Origin of the sequence: Streptomyces capitiformicae (genome assembly GCF_002214185.1) — a bacterium.
Lineage (GTDB): Bacteria > Actinomycetota > Actinomycetes > Streptomycetales > Streptomycetaceae > Streptomyces > Streptomyces capitiformicae.
The window spans coordinates 1,142,378-1,157,814 of sequence record NZ_CP022161.1 but is presented as its reverse complement, the minus strand read 5'-3'; the positions used below and the strand labels follow the sequence as shown (position 1 = coordinate 1,157,814).

Below are 15,437 nucleotides of genomic sequence, written 5' to 3'. Positions count from 1 at the left end.
ACAGCTGACAGCTGACAGCGCTCAACTGACCGCTCTCGCTGAGGGCGCTCGGCGTTTGAAACGGCCCGGGATACACCCGTACGAGTGAGATGGGTGCGTTCCGGGCCGTGTGCTGTCCGACCCCCGCCACCCTGCCTGCCTAGCGTGCCCTGTAACCGATCGGCCCTGCCTTCGTTCCCCCGGACGGGGGACTCCCCCCGGCAATTCCTGATCCGAACCGAGGTGTACGCCCATGGTGGCCCCGCCGGACAACGACGTGCTCTGGGCACGTGGTCTGACCTACGCGCACGACGGCTCGCCCGCGCTGCAAGGCGTGTCGATGGGCGTCCGGGACGGCGAGATCCTCGCCGTCACCGGGCCGCGCGGCAGCGGCAAGACCACACTCCTGCGCTGTCTGTCGGGGCAGTTGGTGCCGCGGCAGGGCGAGGTGTGGTTCAACAGCACCCCGGTGCACACCATGGGCCCCCTCACCCGGGAGCGGCTGCGCCGCGACCGCTTCGGCTGGATCGACCCGGAGCCCGTCCTCGTCCCTGAGCTGAACGTCTGGGAGAACACGGCTCTGCCGCTGATGCTGCGCGGCACCGGCCGCCGGGCCGCCAGGACCGCCGCCCTGGAGTGGCTGGAGCGCCTCGACATCGGCTCCTCGGCCCGCAAGCGCCCGCACGGCCTGCTGCAGTCCGAGCGCCAGCGCGTGGTCGTCGCCCGCGCGCTGGTCGCCACGCCCACCGTGCTCTTCGCGGACGAGCCGACCGCCGCGTTGCACCGCACGGAACACGCCCATGTGCTGCGCACTCTCACCGCGGCGGCCCGCTCGCACGACATCACGGTCGTCCTCGCCACCCACGACTCCGAGATCGCCTCCCTCGCCGACCGCACGGTGTCCCTGCTCGACGGGCGATGCGTGAAGACCGTCCGCCTGCCCTCCGCCGCCGACGGGGAAGGCCGGGCCGCCGCCGAGGGAGGAGGCAGGGCCGCGTGCTCGCTCTCCGCCTAGCCCGCCGGGCCCATCCGATCGTCCAGATCCGCCGCCTGCTGGTCACCGCGGCCTCCGGCGGCACCGGCTTCCTGCTGCTGTGCGCCCTCGGCCACGCCCTGTCCCACCCGCACGCCCCCGCCGGCTCGACGCTCCGCCTGCTCTGGTGCGCCGCGCCCGCCGCCGCCACCGTGTACTTCGCGGTGACGGTCGCCCGCACCGACCCCGGCACCCGTCCGCGCCCCGGCCTCTCCGCGATCGGCCTGGGCCCCGGCCGTCTGATGGCGGTCTCGGCGGTGACGACGGCCCTGTCCACCACCCTCGGCTCCCTGCTCGCCCTGCTGTTCTTCCTCCATCTGCGGGGCGACCTGACCGGCATGCCGTTCGACGGCGCCGCCGCCGACGTCCTCGCCGCCGGACAACCGCTGCCCCTGCCGGCCGCCCTCACCCTGCTCTCCCTGGTGCCGGTCGTCGCCTCCGTGACGACGGCCCTGGTCTTGCGCCCGAAGGGCACCCGGTCCCCCCGGCCCGCCGGACTCCGGACGCGCTTCATGGCATACGACACCTTCGACATCCGCAGGCGGGCCGCGTCACCGGCCGGTGCGTCGAGGTACGAGGAGGACGAGCTCCCCGACGAGGAACCGCCGGTTCCCGCCGTGGCGCCGGCCCCGCGTCCCGCCCCCGGCGGCCTCCCCTGGGGCATCGCCGTCCTCGCCGTCGGTCTCGCCGTCGAGACGTACGCCGGGCAGTCCGACCCCGGCTCCGGCCTCACCCTCCCCGGTGGCTTCGCCGACAGCCCCGCCGGAGTCCTCGCCGGCTGGCTGCTCACCGCGCTGGGGCTGATCCTCGCCGCACCCGGGCTCACCCATCTGTGCGGGTGGCTGCTCCAGGCCGTGGAGCCGGGCGCGCTGCGGCTGCTCGCCGGGCGGATCCTCCAAGCCGAGGCCCGGCGCATCGGGCGGCCGCTCGGGGTGGTGTGCGCGGTGGCCTCCGGGGCGTACGCCATGGTGTCGCTGTCCTCCGGCGCACGCCCCACGGTCGGCCCGCTCACCCTGCTGGGCGCGCTGGTCGTGGCCGGCTGCACCGTCCTCACCCTCGCCACGGCCGCCGTCGAGGCCCGCCGGGCGCACGCCGACACCACGGCCGCGCTGCTGCGACTGGGGGCGCCCAGCACCCTGCCCCGCCGGGCAGCCCTGCTCCGCGCGAGTGCCCTGCTCGCCGTCTTCGGCCCGCTGACCTGGACGGTCGCGGAGCTGGCGGCGCTGCCGATGGCCGCGTGACCGCCCGTCCCTGAGGCCGCCGGAAAACTCGTAGGAAAAAATTCGGCGCGGGGCGATGAGTTCCGCGACGGCCCCTGGTCTACCCCTCCGAACGGACCGACACCAATGACGGACCGCATAGCTCCGGGAGAGACCTCGCCATGAGCCAGAGCCAGACTTACCAGCAGATGATCTTCGTGAACCTGCCCGTGAACGACCTCGACGCCTCGAAGAAGTTCTTCACGGAGCTCGGGTACGCGATCAACCCCCAGTTCAGCGACGAGAACGCCGCCTCGGTCGTGATCAGCGACACCATCTTCGCGATGCTGCTCACCAAGCCGTTCTACGCGACCTTCACCAAGAAGGAGATCGCGGACGCCACGCGCACCAGCGAGGTGATGATCGCGCTGAGCGCGGAGAGCCGCGAGCAGGTCGACGAGCTGGTCGAGAAGGCCGTCGCCGCCGGCGGCACCGCGTCCGACAAGGTCCAGGACATGCCGGACTTCATGTACGGCCGCGCCTTCGACGACCTCGACGGCCACACCTGGGAGGTCGTATGGATGAACCCGGCGGCGATCGAGGGCTGAACACCCGCCGCACGTGCTGTGCCTAGAGTGGGCGGGTGCAGATAATGCCCGCCCACGCGGCCCACCACGGTGACCAGGAGATCGAGACGCTGGAGGAGTTCGACGCGACCGTCTCGGCGCGCGGCACGCTCTCCGGGTTCCGCGTCCAAGCCGTCGATCTGACGGACCGTACAAGGGAGTTGCTCGCCACGGACACGGCGGGCGCCGTCTTCCTCGGCTGTGCGATGCGGCAGAACGCGGCGGCGAAGGTCCGCGCGGACGGCGCCCTGGTCTTCCCGCCCCTACCCGGCCTGCCCTTCGACCCGTACCGCGGCCTCGTGTACTCCCCCGACGAGCTCTTCGCGTCCCTGGCGGAGGGCGGTTACGAGGCGACGCCGGACGCCCTGTCGTACACCTGGTTCCAGCGCACCAAGGCCGACCGCGACGTCTTCTCCTCGATGCTGCGCGCCGTCCACGACGACTCGGTCTCGGACGCGCTCGACGAACTCCTCGTCGGGGCACGGGTGGTGGGCGTGATGGGCGGCCACGCGATGGCCCGCGGCACCGAGGCGTACGAGGGCGCCGCCCGCCTCGGCCGCACCCTGGCCCGCTCGGGTCTCACGGTCGCCACCGGCGGCGGCCCGGGTGCGATGGAGGCGGCCAACCTGGGGGCGTACGCGGCCCCGTACGACGACGAGATGCTCGTCGAGGCCCTCCAACTCCTTTCCAAGGCACCGAAGTTCACGCCGTCGATCACCGACTGGGCAGGCGTGGCCTTCGAGGTCCGCACGCGCTGGCCGAAGGGCGGCACCTCCGTCGGCATCCCCACCTGGTTCTACGGCCACGAGCCGCCCAACCCGTTCGCCTCCCACATCGCCAAGTACTTCGCCAACGCCACCCGCGAGGACGGCCTCCTCGCCCGCTCCAACACGGGCGTCGTCTTCCTGCCCGGCGCCGCCGGCACCGTTCAGGAGATCTTCGACAACGCGACCCCCAACTACTACGAGTCCCGCGGCGAACCCACGCCCATGGTCCTGGTGAACCGCGCCCACTGGACGGAGAAGCTCCCGACCTGGCCGCTCCTCCAGTCCTTGGCCCGAGGCCGTTCGATGGAGGCCCGGATCGCCTTGGTGGACCGGATCGAAGAGGTTCCGGACGCCCTGGAGCGGCTGGAGAGTTGAGGACCGCGCGCGTTGTTGAACGGGCGTCAAACCTACGGGCCCCTCAATCAGTGGTCAAAAGCAGCCACTCGCACGCTTCTTCGGATTGACAGTACTTATGGCGCGCTTATAAACCTGTGTGGCACATGGGGAAGCCGCTGTTCCAGCGGCGCCTCCGTCACCCCCACCCCCCTGTGCTCCCCGTGAAGGGCAAACGTGTCCATATCTCCCCGCACCGCGCGAACTTCGCGCCCCCTCGGTGTTGTCCTCGCCTCCGCCGCACTTGTGCTCGGTGTCGCGGGCAGCGCCGTGGCCAGCAGCATCAGTGACTTCTCCGCCGTGGCCGAGTGCGACGGTGACAAGGGTGTCATCCGCGTGACCGACGTGGACCCGCTGGGCGTCAAGGCCGAGGTCACCGTCTACCTGGAGAACAACGGGGCAGACCTGCGCATGGTCGGCAGCCGGACGATCAAGAACTCCACCACCGAGGGTGTCACCATCACCTTCGACGAGGACTGGGAGCCGAACGCCGAGTACCGCGTCCACATCAAGGCGAAGAAGGACGTCGACGAGGACCTGCCGATCCTGACCGCTCCCGCCGAGGCCTGCGAGAAGGCGGACACCCCGCCGGCCGCCTCGGAAAGCCCCGAGGAGGCCGCGGACGACGAGCCCTCCAAGGAGCCCTCGAAGGAGCCTTCGAAGAACAAGAAGTCTCCCTCCCCGTCCGCCTCTGAGAACACCACCCCGGCGGGCACGAACGAGAACAACATCCCCTCCCCCGAGGGCGACTCCAATCTCGCCGAGACCGGCGCCACCTCGAACACCGGCCCGATCGCCGGGCTCGCGGCGGCCCTGGTCGCGCTCGGCGCGGGTGCCGTGTACTACAGCATGCGGCGCCGCGGGGCCTCCACCCGCTGATCCACGTCGTACGGCCGTGTGCCCGTGCCTCTCGCGGAGGGGTACGGGCCACGCGCTCGTCCAGCGGCAAGGTGCGGGTCACGCGCCTGTCAGCGGCTCACCCGAACGTTGCCCGCTTCAGCCAGAAGTCCAGCAGCCCCCGCTCTCCGAGCACCTCCAACTCCCCGCCGTCCAGCGGAAGTCGGCGGTAGAAGGCGAGCAGCACCTCGGTCAGCGGGCCGCGCAGCGCGACCGTCGCCTTCTCGTGGCCCCGGCGCCAGCGCACGACGTCCTCGGTCAACTCGACGAGCCACTCGGCGTTCAGGTCAGCGGACGCATCCGTGGCGTGGAGATGGATACTGCGCCCCGGGCCGCGCAGTTCGGCCGCCTCGTCGTGCGGCATGGTCCGCTGCACGAACTCGACGATCTCCAGCCACTCGTCGATCGCGTCGGCGGCGATGTCCGGCGCCACCTCGTACGGCAGCCCGGCGGTGAGCGTCGCGTCCGCCCGATGGACGACCAGCTCATGGGTCATCCGGCGGGCCCAGAACCCGGCGGTCTGCTCCCAGCCCCATGACCACACCGGCGCCTTCGGCCCCGCCTCGCGCAGCGTGGCGACGAGCATCTCGCCGGTCTCCGCGAGCCAGGCGTCCAGTGCGGCCGGGTCCCCCTTCACCTCGGGGCCGTCGTACAACGGGACTTCCTCCTCGGGCACTTCCTCCTTCGACCGGGTCCGTACGTTCAGTTCGACCCAGCGCAGGGCACCGCCGGTGTGCCGTACGAGGTGTTCCAGTGACCAGTCGGGGCAGGTCGGGACGGTGGCGGTCAGATCGGCGCCGGAGGTCACGACGTCCCTCAACTGCCGTACCTGAAGCTCGATCTCGTCGCAGTAGCGGTCATACCGAGCCTGGGGTTCTTGCCTGTGCATAGCCATGGCTCCGCACCTTATGCGGCCGGACCGTCCCCCAGCACGACGATTTCCGCCGCGTCGAAGGCCACCCCGACCTCGTCCCCGGGCGCCGGCGCCTCCCGCAGCGCACAGGCCGCCTCGAGCCGTGGCGCGCCCTCGGGCTGGAGGTTTACGGCGACATGGGTGCCCCGGAAGGTGCGTGCGGCCACGGTGCACCGCAGCCCGGCGGCCGTGTCGACCAGCCGTACGCCCGCGGGCCGCACCAGCAGGGCGCCCGGCCCCTGTGGCGAGCCCTCGGGCACCGGGACCTTGCCCCATGGTGTGTCGGCGGCCTGCCCGGTCACGGTCGCGTCGACCACGTTGTCGAAGCCGAGGAAGCGCGCCACGAACTCGTCCGCCGGTCGTTGCCACACCTCAAGCGGCGTACCGGACTGGGCGATCCGCCCGTCGCGCATCACCACGACCCGGTCGGCCAGCGCGAACGCCTCGCCCTGGTCGTGTGTGACCGCGAGCACGGTCGTCCCCAACTCGCCGAACAGCTCCCGGAGTTCGACGACGAGCCGCTCCCGCAGCGAGCGGTCCAGCTGGCCGAGGGGCTCGTCGAGCATGAGCAGCCGGGGGCGCGGGGCGAGGGCCCGGGCCAGCGCGACCCGCTGCTGCTCGCCGCCGGAGAGCGCCGCGACGGCCCGGCGCGCCGCCCCCGGCAGTCCGACCAGCTCCAGCAACTCCCCGACCCGTACGCCCTGTTCGGCCTTCGAGGCGCCGTGCATCCGCAGGCCGAAGGCGACGTTGCCACCCACGTCCCGCTGCGGGAACAGCTGATGGTCCTGGAACATCAGGCCGACGTCCCGCTTGTGCGCGGGCACCGCGGTGTTGTCCCGTCCGTCGAGCAACACCCGCCCGCTGTCGAGGGGTTGGAGCCCGGCGACCGCCCGCAGCAGCGTGGACTTGCCGCTGCCGCTCGGCCCCAGCACGCAGACGATCTCATGCTCGGCGACCTCCAGATCGACCGCGTCGAGCGCGGGCCGCCCACGGAACCGTACGGTCGCATCCGCAAGCCTCAGCAGCGTCTTCGACACCCTCTTCGCCACCATCTAGAACTCCCCCGAGCGATCGGTACGCAGGCGCTCCAGCACCAGCAGGGCCACGGCGCACACCACCATGAGAATCGTCGAAAGGGCCATCGCCTGGCCGTAGTTGATCTCCCCCGGCCGCCCGAGCAACCGCGCCACGGCCACCGGCAGCGTGGGGTTGTCGGCCCGTGCGATGAACACGGTCGCCCCGAACTCCCCGAGCGACACCGCGAAGGCGAACCCGGCCGCGATCAGCAGCGCCCGCCGCACCATCGGCAGATCGACCTCGCGCCACACCCGCCACGGCGACGCCCCCAGCACGGCCGCCGCCTCCCGCAGTCGCTCGTCCACCGCCCGCAGCACGGGCAGCATGGTCCGTACGACGAAGGGGACGCCGACCAGGGCCTGGGCCAGCGGCACCAGGAGCCAGGAACCGCGCAGGTCCAACGGCGGCTCGTCCAGCGTGATCAGGAATCCGAAGCCGACGGTCACCGCGGAGACGCCGAGCGGCAGCATGAGCAGCGCGTCGAAACCCCGGACGAGACGGCCGGCCCGCCGGGTCAGGGCCGCCGCGGCGAGACCACCGATCAGGAGGGCGATGGCGGTCGCCGCGAGGGCGTAGGAGAGGGAGTTGCCGACCGCCTCGATCGGCGCGACCAGGAAGATCCCGCTGTCGTCGCTGGTCAACGCCTCGTAGTAGCCCAACACGGACCCGGACGCACCGAACGACCGTTCCACCAGCACGCCCAGCGGCAGCAGGATCAGCACGACGACAGTGAGCAGAACCCCGGCCAGCAGCGCCCACTGCCCCGCCCCGCGCGGCCGGCGCGCCGTGAGCGAGGCGTCCACCAGCCGCAGCGCGGTCTCCCGCCGCCGTACGGTCCAGGCGTGCACGACGAGGATCAGCCCGACCGCGACGAACTGCACGAGCGTCAGCACGGCTGCCGTCGCCAGATCGAAGATCTCCGAGGTCTGCCGGTAGATCTCCACTTCGAGTGTCGAGAAGGTCGGCCCACCGAGGATCTGCACCACACCGAACGAGGTGAAGGTGAAGAGGAACACCATCAGCGCGGCGGCGGCCACGGCGGGCGCGAGCGCGGGCAGCGTCACCGTCCGCCAGGCCCGCGACCGGGACGCCCCGAGCATCCGGGCGGCCTCCTCCTGCCGGGGGTCGAGCTGTGCCCACAGCCCGCCGACGGTCCGCACGACGACCGCGTAGTTGAAGAAGACATGCGCGAGGAGAATCGCCCACACCGTCGTGTCCAGCCGTACGCCCCACAGCTCGTCGAACAGCCCACCCCTCCCGACCAGCGCCAGGAAGGCCGTACCGACGACCACGGTCGGCAGCACGAACGGCACGGTGACGACCGCCCGCAGGATCTCCTTGCCTCTGAAATCGAAGCGCGCGAAGACATACGCGCCGGGGAGCGCGATCAGCAGCGTGAGCGCGGTCGAGACGAGCGCCTGCCAGGTGGTGAACCACAGCACATGCCGGATCCCGGCATCCCCCAACACCTCCCCGATCCGCCCGAACTGCCAGGCGCCGTCGACGTGCAGCCCCCGCTCGACGATCGAGGCGACGGGATAGGCGAAGAACACCCCGAAGAACGCGACGGGCAGCACCATGAGCCCGAGCCGCGCCGCGCTCCCCGTACGGGGCCCCCGCAAGGGGGGCCTGCCTACTTCAGTACGAGCGAGTTCCACGACTTGACCCACTGGTCACGGTTCTCGGCGATCTTCTGAGGCGCCATGGTCTCGGGGTCCTTCGCCGCCGGCCCGTACTCGGTGAACTCGGCGGGCACGGACGCCCCTTCGACCACTGGGTACACGAACATGTTGAGCGGCATGTCCTCCTGGAACTCCTTCGAGATCAGGAAGTCGATGAACGCCTTGCCACCCTCGGCGTTCCTCGCGTTGCTCAGCAGCCCCGCGAACTCGATCTGCCGGAAGCAGGTGCCGGTCGCGACCCCGGTGGGCGCCGCCTTCGGGCGCGGGTCGGCGTAGATGACCTCGGCGGGCGGCGAGGAGGCGTACGAGACGACGAGCGGCCGATCGCCACCGGCCTTCTTGCCGTCGGTGGACCCGGAGAACTCCTGGCGGTAGGCCTGCTCCCAGCCGTCGACGACCTTCACCCCATTGGCCTTGAGCTTCTCCCAGTAGTTCTCCCACCCGTCGTCGCCGTACTGCGCGGCGGTACCGAGGACGAATCCGAGCCCCGGGGAGGAGGTGGAGGCGTTCTCGGTGACCAGCAGGTTCTTGTACTCGGGCTTGATCAGATCGTCGAAGTTCTGCGGCGGCTCGATCTTGTTCTTGCTGAAGTAGGCCTTGTCGTAGTTGACGCAGATGTCGCCGTAGTCGACGGGCGTGACCCGGTGCTCGTCCTTGTCGAGCTGGTACTCGGCGCCGACCTTGTCGAGCCCCTTCGCCTCGTACGGCTGGAAGAGGCCGTTGTCGAGGGCCCGGGAGAGCAGCGTGTTGTCGACACCGAAGAAGACGTCGCCCTGCGGATTGTCCTTGGTCAGGATCGCCTGGTTGACGGCCTGGCCCGCGTCGCCGCTCTCGAGGACCTTGACCTTGTAGCCGGACTCCTTCTCGAACGCCGTCATGACGGCCTTGGAGTAGGAGAAAGAGCCATGGCTGACGACCGTGACCGTCTTGGAACCGCCGCCGCCCGACCCGGTGTCGTCGGACGACGAACCGCATGCGGACAGCGTGACGAGCCCGAGGCCTACGGCCGCGGCGACGAACGTCCTGATGCTCACTGAATTCCTCCTGGGGTGACCAGGAAGAGACGCGGCCCTGCCCGGGACCGACTCCGCGGAGGTTTCCCGGGCAGGGCGCAACAGCTTGAGTGATGACCGAACTTCCTACCCAGAATGACCTGGGCGAGGTTCAGAGGGTCTGCGGCCCGGTCGCCGCACTCTCAGCGCTGTGGCGCTCCCCTGTCGGAATATGAAGATGTGTACGGAGGTCAGAGTACCCCGTGGCCGAATCCCTACTACTTCTCGGCCGCTCCTCGGTTACCTCTCCGTGGCCGCCAGCTGGCCGCACGCCCCGTCGATCTCCTGCCCGCGGGTGTCCCGGACGGTCACCGTCACCCCGTGGGCGGCGATGGCCTCCACGAACGCCTTCTCGTCCTCCGGCCGCGAGGCGGTCCACTTCGAGCCAGGGGTCGGGTTCAGCGGAATGAGATTGACGTGCACAGGCTTGCTCTTGAGCAGTCGCCCGAGCCGGTCACCGCGCCACGCCTGGTCGTTGATGTCCCGGATCAGCGCGTACTCGATGGACAGCCGCCGCCCGGACTTGGCCGCGTACTCCCACCCGGCATCCAGCACCTCGCGCACCTTCCACCGCGTGTTCACCGGTACGAGGGTGTCACGCAGCTCGTCGTCCGGCGCGTGCAGCGAGATCGCGAGCCGGCACTTGAAGCCCTCGTCGGCGAACCGGTGGATGGCCGGCACGAGCCCGACCGTGGACACGGTGATCCCACGCTGCGAGAGCCCGAGCCCGTCAGGCTCAGGATCGGTGAGCCGCCGAATCGCCCCGACGACCCGGTTGTAATTGGCGAGCGGCTCCCCCATCCCCATGAAGACGATGTTGGAAAGCCGCGCGGGCCCACCGGGAATCTCCCCGTCCCGGAGCGCCCGCATCCCGTCGACGATCTGATGGACGATCTCGGCGGTGGACAGATTCCGATCGAGCCCGGCCTGCCCGGTGGCACAGAACGGGCAGTTCATTCCGCACCCCGCCTGCGAGCTGATGCACATGGTGACCCGGTCCGGGTACCGCATCAGCACCGACTCGACGAGCGTCCCGTCGAACAGCCGCCACAGCGTCTTGCGGGTGGTCTCCTGGTCGGTCGACAGATGCCGTACGACCGTCATCAGCTCCGGAAGCAGCGCCTCCTGGAGCTTCGTGCGCGCACCCGCGGGGATGTCGGTCCACTGCTCCGGGGCGTGCGCGTACCGCGCGAAGTAGTGCTGCGAGAGCTGCTTGGCACGAAACGGCTTCTCGCCGATCGCGGCAACAGCGTCCTTACGCTCCGCAGGCGAGAGATCGGCAAGATGCCGCGGCGGCTTCTTGGCTCCGCGGGGGGCGACGAAAGTGAGTTCTCCGGGCTTAGGCATGGCCGTACCAGTGTCGCAGATCGTTCGCGGCGACCTGCGGCCACGGCCCTGCCCCTCCGGTAGGACTATGGGACAGGGTGCTCCAGCCTGTCCTTGAGGTGCTGTTCGTTGCGCGGCAGTTCCTTGCGGATCTGGGGGCGGACGACGAGGGGGACGAGGGCCTTGCCGATGCCCTTGCCGTCGAAGCCGACCTCGATGGTCACGCGGGAGCGGCGGCCTTCGTCGAGCGGGGTGATCTCGCCGTGCACATGTCCGCGGACGGGGCCGTCGATGCCTTGCATGCCCCAGACCCGGGGCGGCTCGTACTCGGTGAGCTGCATGGTCATCGGGATGTCCCGGCGGCCGATGTGCCGGGTGATGCGCAGCCGGGAGCCGACACCGACCGGCTCGGCGTCGAGCTGCTCCGTCGAGACCGCGCTCTCCTGCCATTCGGGGAGGTGGGAGAACTCGGTGATGTACGCCCAGGCATCCTCCGGGCGGCAGTCGATGTCGATCGATTCACGGAAGTCGGACATAAAGCCCGCCCCCTTTCAGGGCGATCCCCCCTGCAAGGGTCTCCACGAGAATCGTCCCACCGGACCACCCGTGGGTCCACGGCACGAAGCCCCCGCCCGGAAAAGGACGGGGGCTCACTCACATCGCGTAGTACGAGACCGTCAACCCGAGCCCACGAACAGCACCAGCAGCAACCACACCACCGGCGCCGTAGGCAGCAGCGAGTCCAGCCGGTCCATGATGCCGCCGTGCCCAGGCAGCAAGGTGCCCATGTCCTTGATGCCGAGGTCCCGTTTGATCATGGACTCTCCGAGGTCGCCCAGTGTGGCGCTGGCGGCGACGGCGAAGCCGAGGAGCAGGCCCTGCCACCAGGTGCCGTCGTGGATCACGAACTGCATGAGCAGCGCGCCCGCGACCATGGCGAAGGCGATGGCGCCGAGCAGGCCCTCCCGGGTCTTGCCGGGGCTGATGCGCGGGGCGAGCTTGTGCGTACCGAAGCGCCAGCCGACGGCGTACGCGCCCGTGTCACTGACGACGGTCAGCACCAGGAACACGAGGACCCGCTGCGGTCCGTCGTCGGCGGTGAGCATCAGGGCGACGAACGTCGCCAGGAACGGCACGTAGAAGGCCGCGAAGACCCCCGCGGTGACGTCCTTGAGATAGTTCTCCGGCGGTTCCGTCATACGCCAGAGGAGGACGGCGAGCGCGGTGAGCGCCATGGCCACCCAGGCGCCCTCCGGCCCGCGTACATACCCGGCGACGACCATCGCGGCGCCGCCGACCGCGAGCGGCACGAGGGGCGCCTTGATGCCCTTGCGCTCCTGCAGCCGTGAGGTGAGCTCCCACAGCCCGACCACCACGGCGACCGCTATGACGCCGACGAAGACGGCCTTGACGATGAACAGCGAAGCGACGATGACCGCGCCGAGCCCGACGCCCACCCCTATGGCGGCGCTCAGATCACGGCCCGCGCTCTTCTTCTGCGGGGTGGGCTGAGGTGCGTCGTGCATGGGCTCCGACTTCTGCGGCAACTCCCCGTAGGGATGCGCCGACGGCGTCTCGTCGCGGAACAGGGGGCCGGCCGGCCGAGCGGCCCCCCGGTCGTCGTCCTGGTTCCCGCCATGCGCGGGTACGTCGGGCACGATGGGCATGGGCTGAGTCTGCATCGGATGCCGAGCCTCAGGCGCATCGTACGCGGGACCCGCCGGGGCATGCGCCTGTACAGGCCCCCGGTCGGTCGGCGCCCAGTACCCGGCTTGTGGCGGCGCTCCCCAGGATGAGTCGTTCATCAGACCTCGAGGAGCTCCGCTTCCTTGTGCTTGAGCAGCTCGTCCACCTGGGCGACGTACTTCGCGGTGGTGTCGTCGAGCTCCTTCTCCGCACGGCGGCCCTCGTCCTCGCCGACCTCGCCGTCCTTGACGAGCTTGTCGATGGCGTCCTTGGCCTTGCGGCGTACGGAACGGATCGAGACCTTGGCGTCCTCGCCCTTGGTCTTGGCGACCTTGATGTAGTCACGGCGGCGCTCCTCGGTGAGTTCGGGGAACACCACCCGGATGATGTTGCCGTCGTTGCTCGGGTTGACGCCGAGGTCGGAGTCACGGATCGCCTGCTCGATGTTGCGCAGCGCGGTCTTGTCGAACGGGGTCACCACGGCCATGCGCGGCTCCGGCACCGAGAACGAGGCCAGCTGGTTGATCGGCGTCAGCGCACCGTAGTAGTCGGCCACGATCTTGTTGAACATCGCCGGGTGCGCACGGCCGGTGCGGATCGCGGCGAAGTCATCCTTGGCGACCACGACGGCCTTCTCCATCTTCTCCTCGGCCTCGAGGAGGGTCTCTTCGATCACCACTTGCTCCTGCGTGTCTTGAGTAGGCCCGGCTGCTGTTCATTGGTCACGTCGGCGGCCGGCTGCGTCGCGTCTTATTCCTGCACGGTTCCCGACCGGCAGGACATTGTCCATCCCCCGGTCAGGCTCCGTCCCCCGGGCAGGGAAGGACCCGGTCAGGCCCGGCTTCCCTGATCACCCACGAGAGTGCCGATCTTCTCACCCTTGACGGCCCGCGCGATATTGCCCTCCTTGAGAAGCTCGAACACGAGGATCGGGAGCTTGTTGTCACGGCAGAGCGTGATGGCGGTGGCGTCGGCGACCTTCAGCTCGCGGGTGATGACCTCGCCATAGCCGAGGGAGTCGAACTTGACCGCGTCCGGGTTGGTCTTGGGGTCGGAGTCGTAGACCCCGTCCACGCCGTTCTTGCCCATCAGCAGCGCCTCGGCGTCGATCTCCAGGGCGCGCTGGGCGGCGGTGGTGTCGGTGGAGAAGTACGGCATGCCCATACCGGCGCCGAAGATGACCACGCGGCCCTTCTGGAGGTGGCGCACGGCGCGTAGCGGGATGTACGGCTCGGCGACCTGGCCCATGGTGATGGCGGTCTGGACCCGGCTGTCGATGCCCTCCTTCTCCAGGAAGTCCTGGAGGGCGAGGCAGTTCATGACCGTGCCGAGCATGCCCATGTAGTCGGAGCGGGCCCGGTCCATGCCGCGCTGCTGGAGTTCGGCGCCGCGGAAGAAGTTGCCGCCGCCGATGACGACCGCGATCTCTGCTCCGTCGCGTACGACGGCCGCGATCTCCCGGGCGATGGCGTGCACCACGTCAGGGTCGACGCCGAGGCCACCGCCCCCGGAGAACGCCTCTCCGGACAGCTTCAGCAGATACCGGCCGCGTACTTTGCCGTCGTCGCTCTTCTCGGGCTTGGTGGTCATGGAGATCTCGCCTCTTTACGTGTCGCACATACGAAGAAGGCCATTGCCGGTGGGGTGGTGTTCGCAACCCATGCTCGGCAATGGCCTCCTCGTCAGATCTGCTGTCGTCCGTCACGCGTCACGCGCGCACGTGGCGGGATACGCGAACGACTGCACTCGACCCTATCGGGGCCGGGTGCCGGTCGTGCAACGGACTCAGATGCCGACCTTGATGCGCGTGAAGCGCTTCAGGGTGACACCGGCCTCGTCCAGGACCTTCCGGACCGACTTCTTGTTGTCCAGCGCGTACGGCTGGCCGAGCAGCGTGGCGTCCTTGAAGAAGCCGTTGAGGCGACCCTCGACGATCTTCGGCAGGGCGGCCTCGGGCTTGCCCTCGGCGCGGGTGGTCTCCTCGGCGACGCGGCGCTCGGACTCGACGACCTCGGCCGGCACGTCCTCCTTGGAGAGGTACTTCGGCGCGAAGGCGGCGATGTGCTGGGCGACACCCTTGGCGAGCTCGGCGTCGGCCTTGTCCAGCTCCACCAGGACACCGATCTGCGGGGGCAGGTCGGGCATGGTGCGGTGCATGTAGGCGTAGACGAAACCGTCGGCGAACTGCGCGAAGCGGTCCAGGACGATCTTCTCGCCGAGGTTGGCGTTGGCCTCGTCGACGTACGCCTGGACGGTCTTGCCGGCCTCGATCTCGGAGGCGAGCAGGGCCTCGAGGTCGGCCGGGGAGGTCTTGGCGACGTGCTCGGCGATCGCGGCGGCGGCGGCCTGGAACTTCTCACCCTTGGCGACGAAGTCCGTCTCGCACTTCAGCTCGACCAGGACACCGGAGGTGTTGTCGTCGGCGATGAGGGAGACCACGGCGCCGTTCTCGGCGGAGCGGCCCTCGCGCTTGGCGACGCCCTTCTGGCCCTTGATGCGCAGGGCCTCGACGGCCTTGTCGACGTTGCCCTCGGCCTCGTCCAGCGCCTTCTTGCAGTCCATCATGCCGGCGCCGGTGAGCTCGCGGAGCTTCTTGACGTCGGCGGCGGTGTAGTTCGCCATGATCTGTGAATCTCTTCTCGGAGTTCGAAGTCTCGAAGTCGGCGTCCGCCGCCGCGCGTAGGGCGAGCGCCCGCCGAAGATCTACGGGCTGCGGAGATCTACTGCCCCGAAGATCTAGTGGCTGTGGGTGAACGGCGGGTGGCGTGCTCGGCGCCACCCGCCGTCATGTCGACAGCCGTACGACC

Annotated in this window: 14 protein-coding genes and 1 pseudogene; 5 read left to right on the top strand and 10 right to left on the bottom strand. The window is 69.9% G+C overall.

Features of this window, described 5'->3' with window-relative positions:
- Nucleotides 1-316 precede the first annotated feature (316 nt).
- The 5 genes and pseudogenes from CES90_RS05290 to CES90_RS05270 all read left to right on the top strand — a co-directional run.
- Nucleotides 317-994, top strand: a pseudogene (locus tag CES90_RS05290) (ABC transporter ATP-binding protein); the annotation flags it as partial.
- Nucleotides 976-2,253, top strand: coding sequence for a hypothetical protein (locus CES90_RS05285; protein WP_189782575.1), 1,278 nt, complete (start codon nt 976-978; stop codon nt 2,251-2,253). The pseudogene CES90_RS05290 and the gene CES90_RS05285, both read left to right, overlap by 19 nt.
- A gap of 140 nt (nt 2,254-2,393) precedes the next feature.
- Entirely contained in the window at nt 2,394-2,819 is a 426-nt protein-coding gene (locus CES90_RS05280) for a VOC family protein (RefSeq protein ID WP_189782574.1), read from the top strand.
- Between the two features lie 35 nt (nt 2,820-2,854).
- The gene (locus tag CES90_RS05275) at nt 2,855-3,979 is read left to right on the top strand and encodes an LOG family protein (protein WP_189782573.1); all 1,125 of its coding nucleotides are present in this window, start codon (nt 2,855-2,857) and stop codon (nt 3,977-3,979) included.
- A gap of 195 nt (nt 3,980-4,174) precedes the next feature.
- Entirely contained in the window at nt 4,175-4,876 is a 702-nt protein-coding gene (locus CES90_RS05270; RefSeq protein WP_189782572.1) for an LAETG motif-containing sortase-dependent surface protein, read from the top strand.
- Nucleotides 4,877-4,973: 97 nt separating this feature from the next.
- Here the strand turns inward: CES90_RS05270 and CES90_RS05265 are convergent, their stop codons facing one another.
- The 10 genes from CES90_RS05265 to tsf form a co-directional block, all read right to left on the bottom strand.
- Nucleotides 4,974-5,789, bottom strand: coding sequence for a maleylpyruvate isomerase family mycothiol-dependent enzyme (locus tag CES90_RS05265; RefSeq protein ID WP_229913765.1), 816 nt, complete (start codon nt 5,787-5,789; stop codon nt 4,974-4,976).
- Between the two features lie 11 nt (nt 5,790-5,800).
- The gene (locus tag CES90_RS05260; protein ID WP_189782571.1) at nt 5,801-6,859 is read right to left on the bottom strand and encodes an ABC transporter ATP-binding protein; all 1,059 of its coding nucleotides are present in this window, start codon (nt 6,857-6,859) and stop codon (nt 5,801-5,803) included.
- Complete coding sequence (locus CES90_RS05255; protein WP_229913764.1) at nt 6,860-8,464, bottom strand: ABC transporter permease; 1,605 nt, start codon at nt 8,462-8,464, stop codon at nt 6,860-6,862.
- A 53-nt stretch (nt 8,465-8,517) separates the two neighbouring features.
- Nucleotides 8,518-9,600, bottom strand: a complete 1,083-nt coding sequence (locus tag CES90_RS05250; protein ID WP_189782569.1) for a thiamine ABC transporter substrate-binding protein — start codon at nt 9,598-9,600, stop codon at nt 8,518-8,520.
- A gap of 258 nt (nt 9,601-9,858) precedes the next feature.
- Nucleotides 9,859-10,965, bottom strand: a complete 1,107-nt coding sequence (rlmN, locus tag CES90_RS05245; protein WP_189782568.1) for a 23S rRNA (adenine(2503)-C(2))-methyltransferase RlmN — start codon at nt 10,963-10,965, stop codon at nt 9,859-9,861.
- A gap of 65 nt (nt 10,966-11,030) precedes the next feature.
- Nucleotides 11,031-11,480, bottom strand: coding sequence for an SRPBCC family protein (locus tag CES90_RS05240; protein ID WP_189782567.1), 450 nt, complete (start codon nt 11,478-11,480; stop codon nt 11,031-11,033).
- Nucleotides 11,481-11,621: 141 nt separating this feature from the next.
- Nucleotides 11,622-12,749, bottom strand: coding sequence for a phosphatidate cytidylyltransferase (locus CES90_RS05235; RefSeq protein ID WP_189782566.1), 1,128 nt, complete (start codon nt 12,747-12,749; stop codon nt 11,622-11,624).
- Entirely contained in the window at nt 12,749-13,306 is a 558-nt protein-coding gene (gene frr, locus CES90_RS05230; RefSeq protein WP_149825702.1) for a ribosome recycling factor, read from the bottom strand. The genes CES90_RS05235 and frr overlap by 1 nt, the downstream gene beginning before the upstream one ends.
- 155 nt (nt 13,307-13,461) lie before the next feature.
- Nucleotides 13,462-14,220, bottom strand: coding sequence for a UMP kinase (gene pyrH, locus CES90_RS05225; protein ID WP_189782565.1), 759 nt, complete (start codon nt 14,218-14,220; stop codon nt 13,462-13,464).
- A gap of 195 nt (nt 14,221-14,415) precedes the next feature.
- A complete protein-coding gene (gene tsf / locus CES90_RS05220) occupies nt 14,416-15,252 on the bottom strand; it encodes a translation elongation factor Ts (protein WP_189782564.1) in 837 nt (278 codons plus the stop codon).
- Nucleotides 15,253-15,437 lie beyond the last annotated feature (185 nt).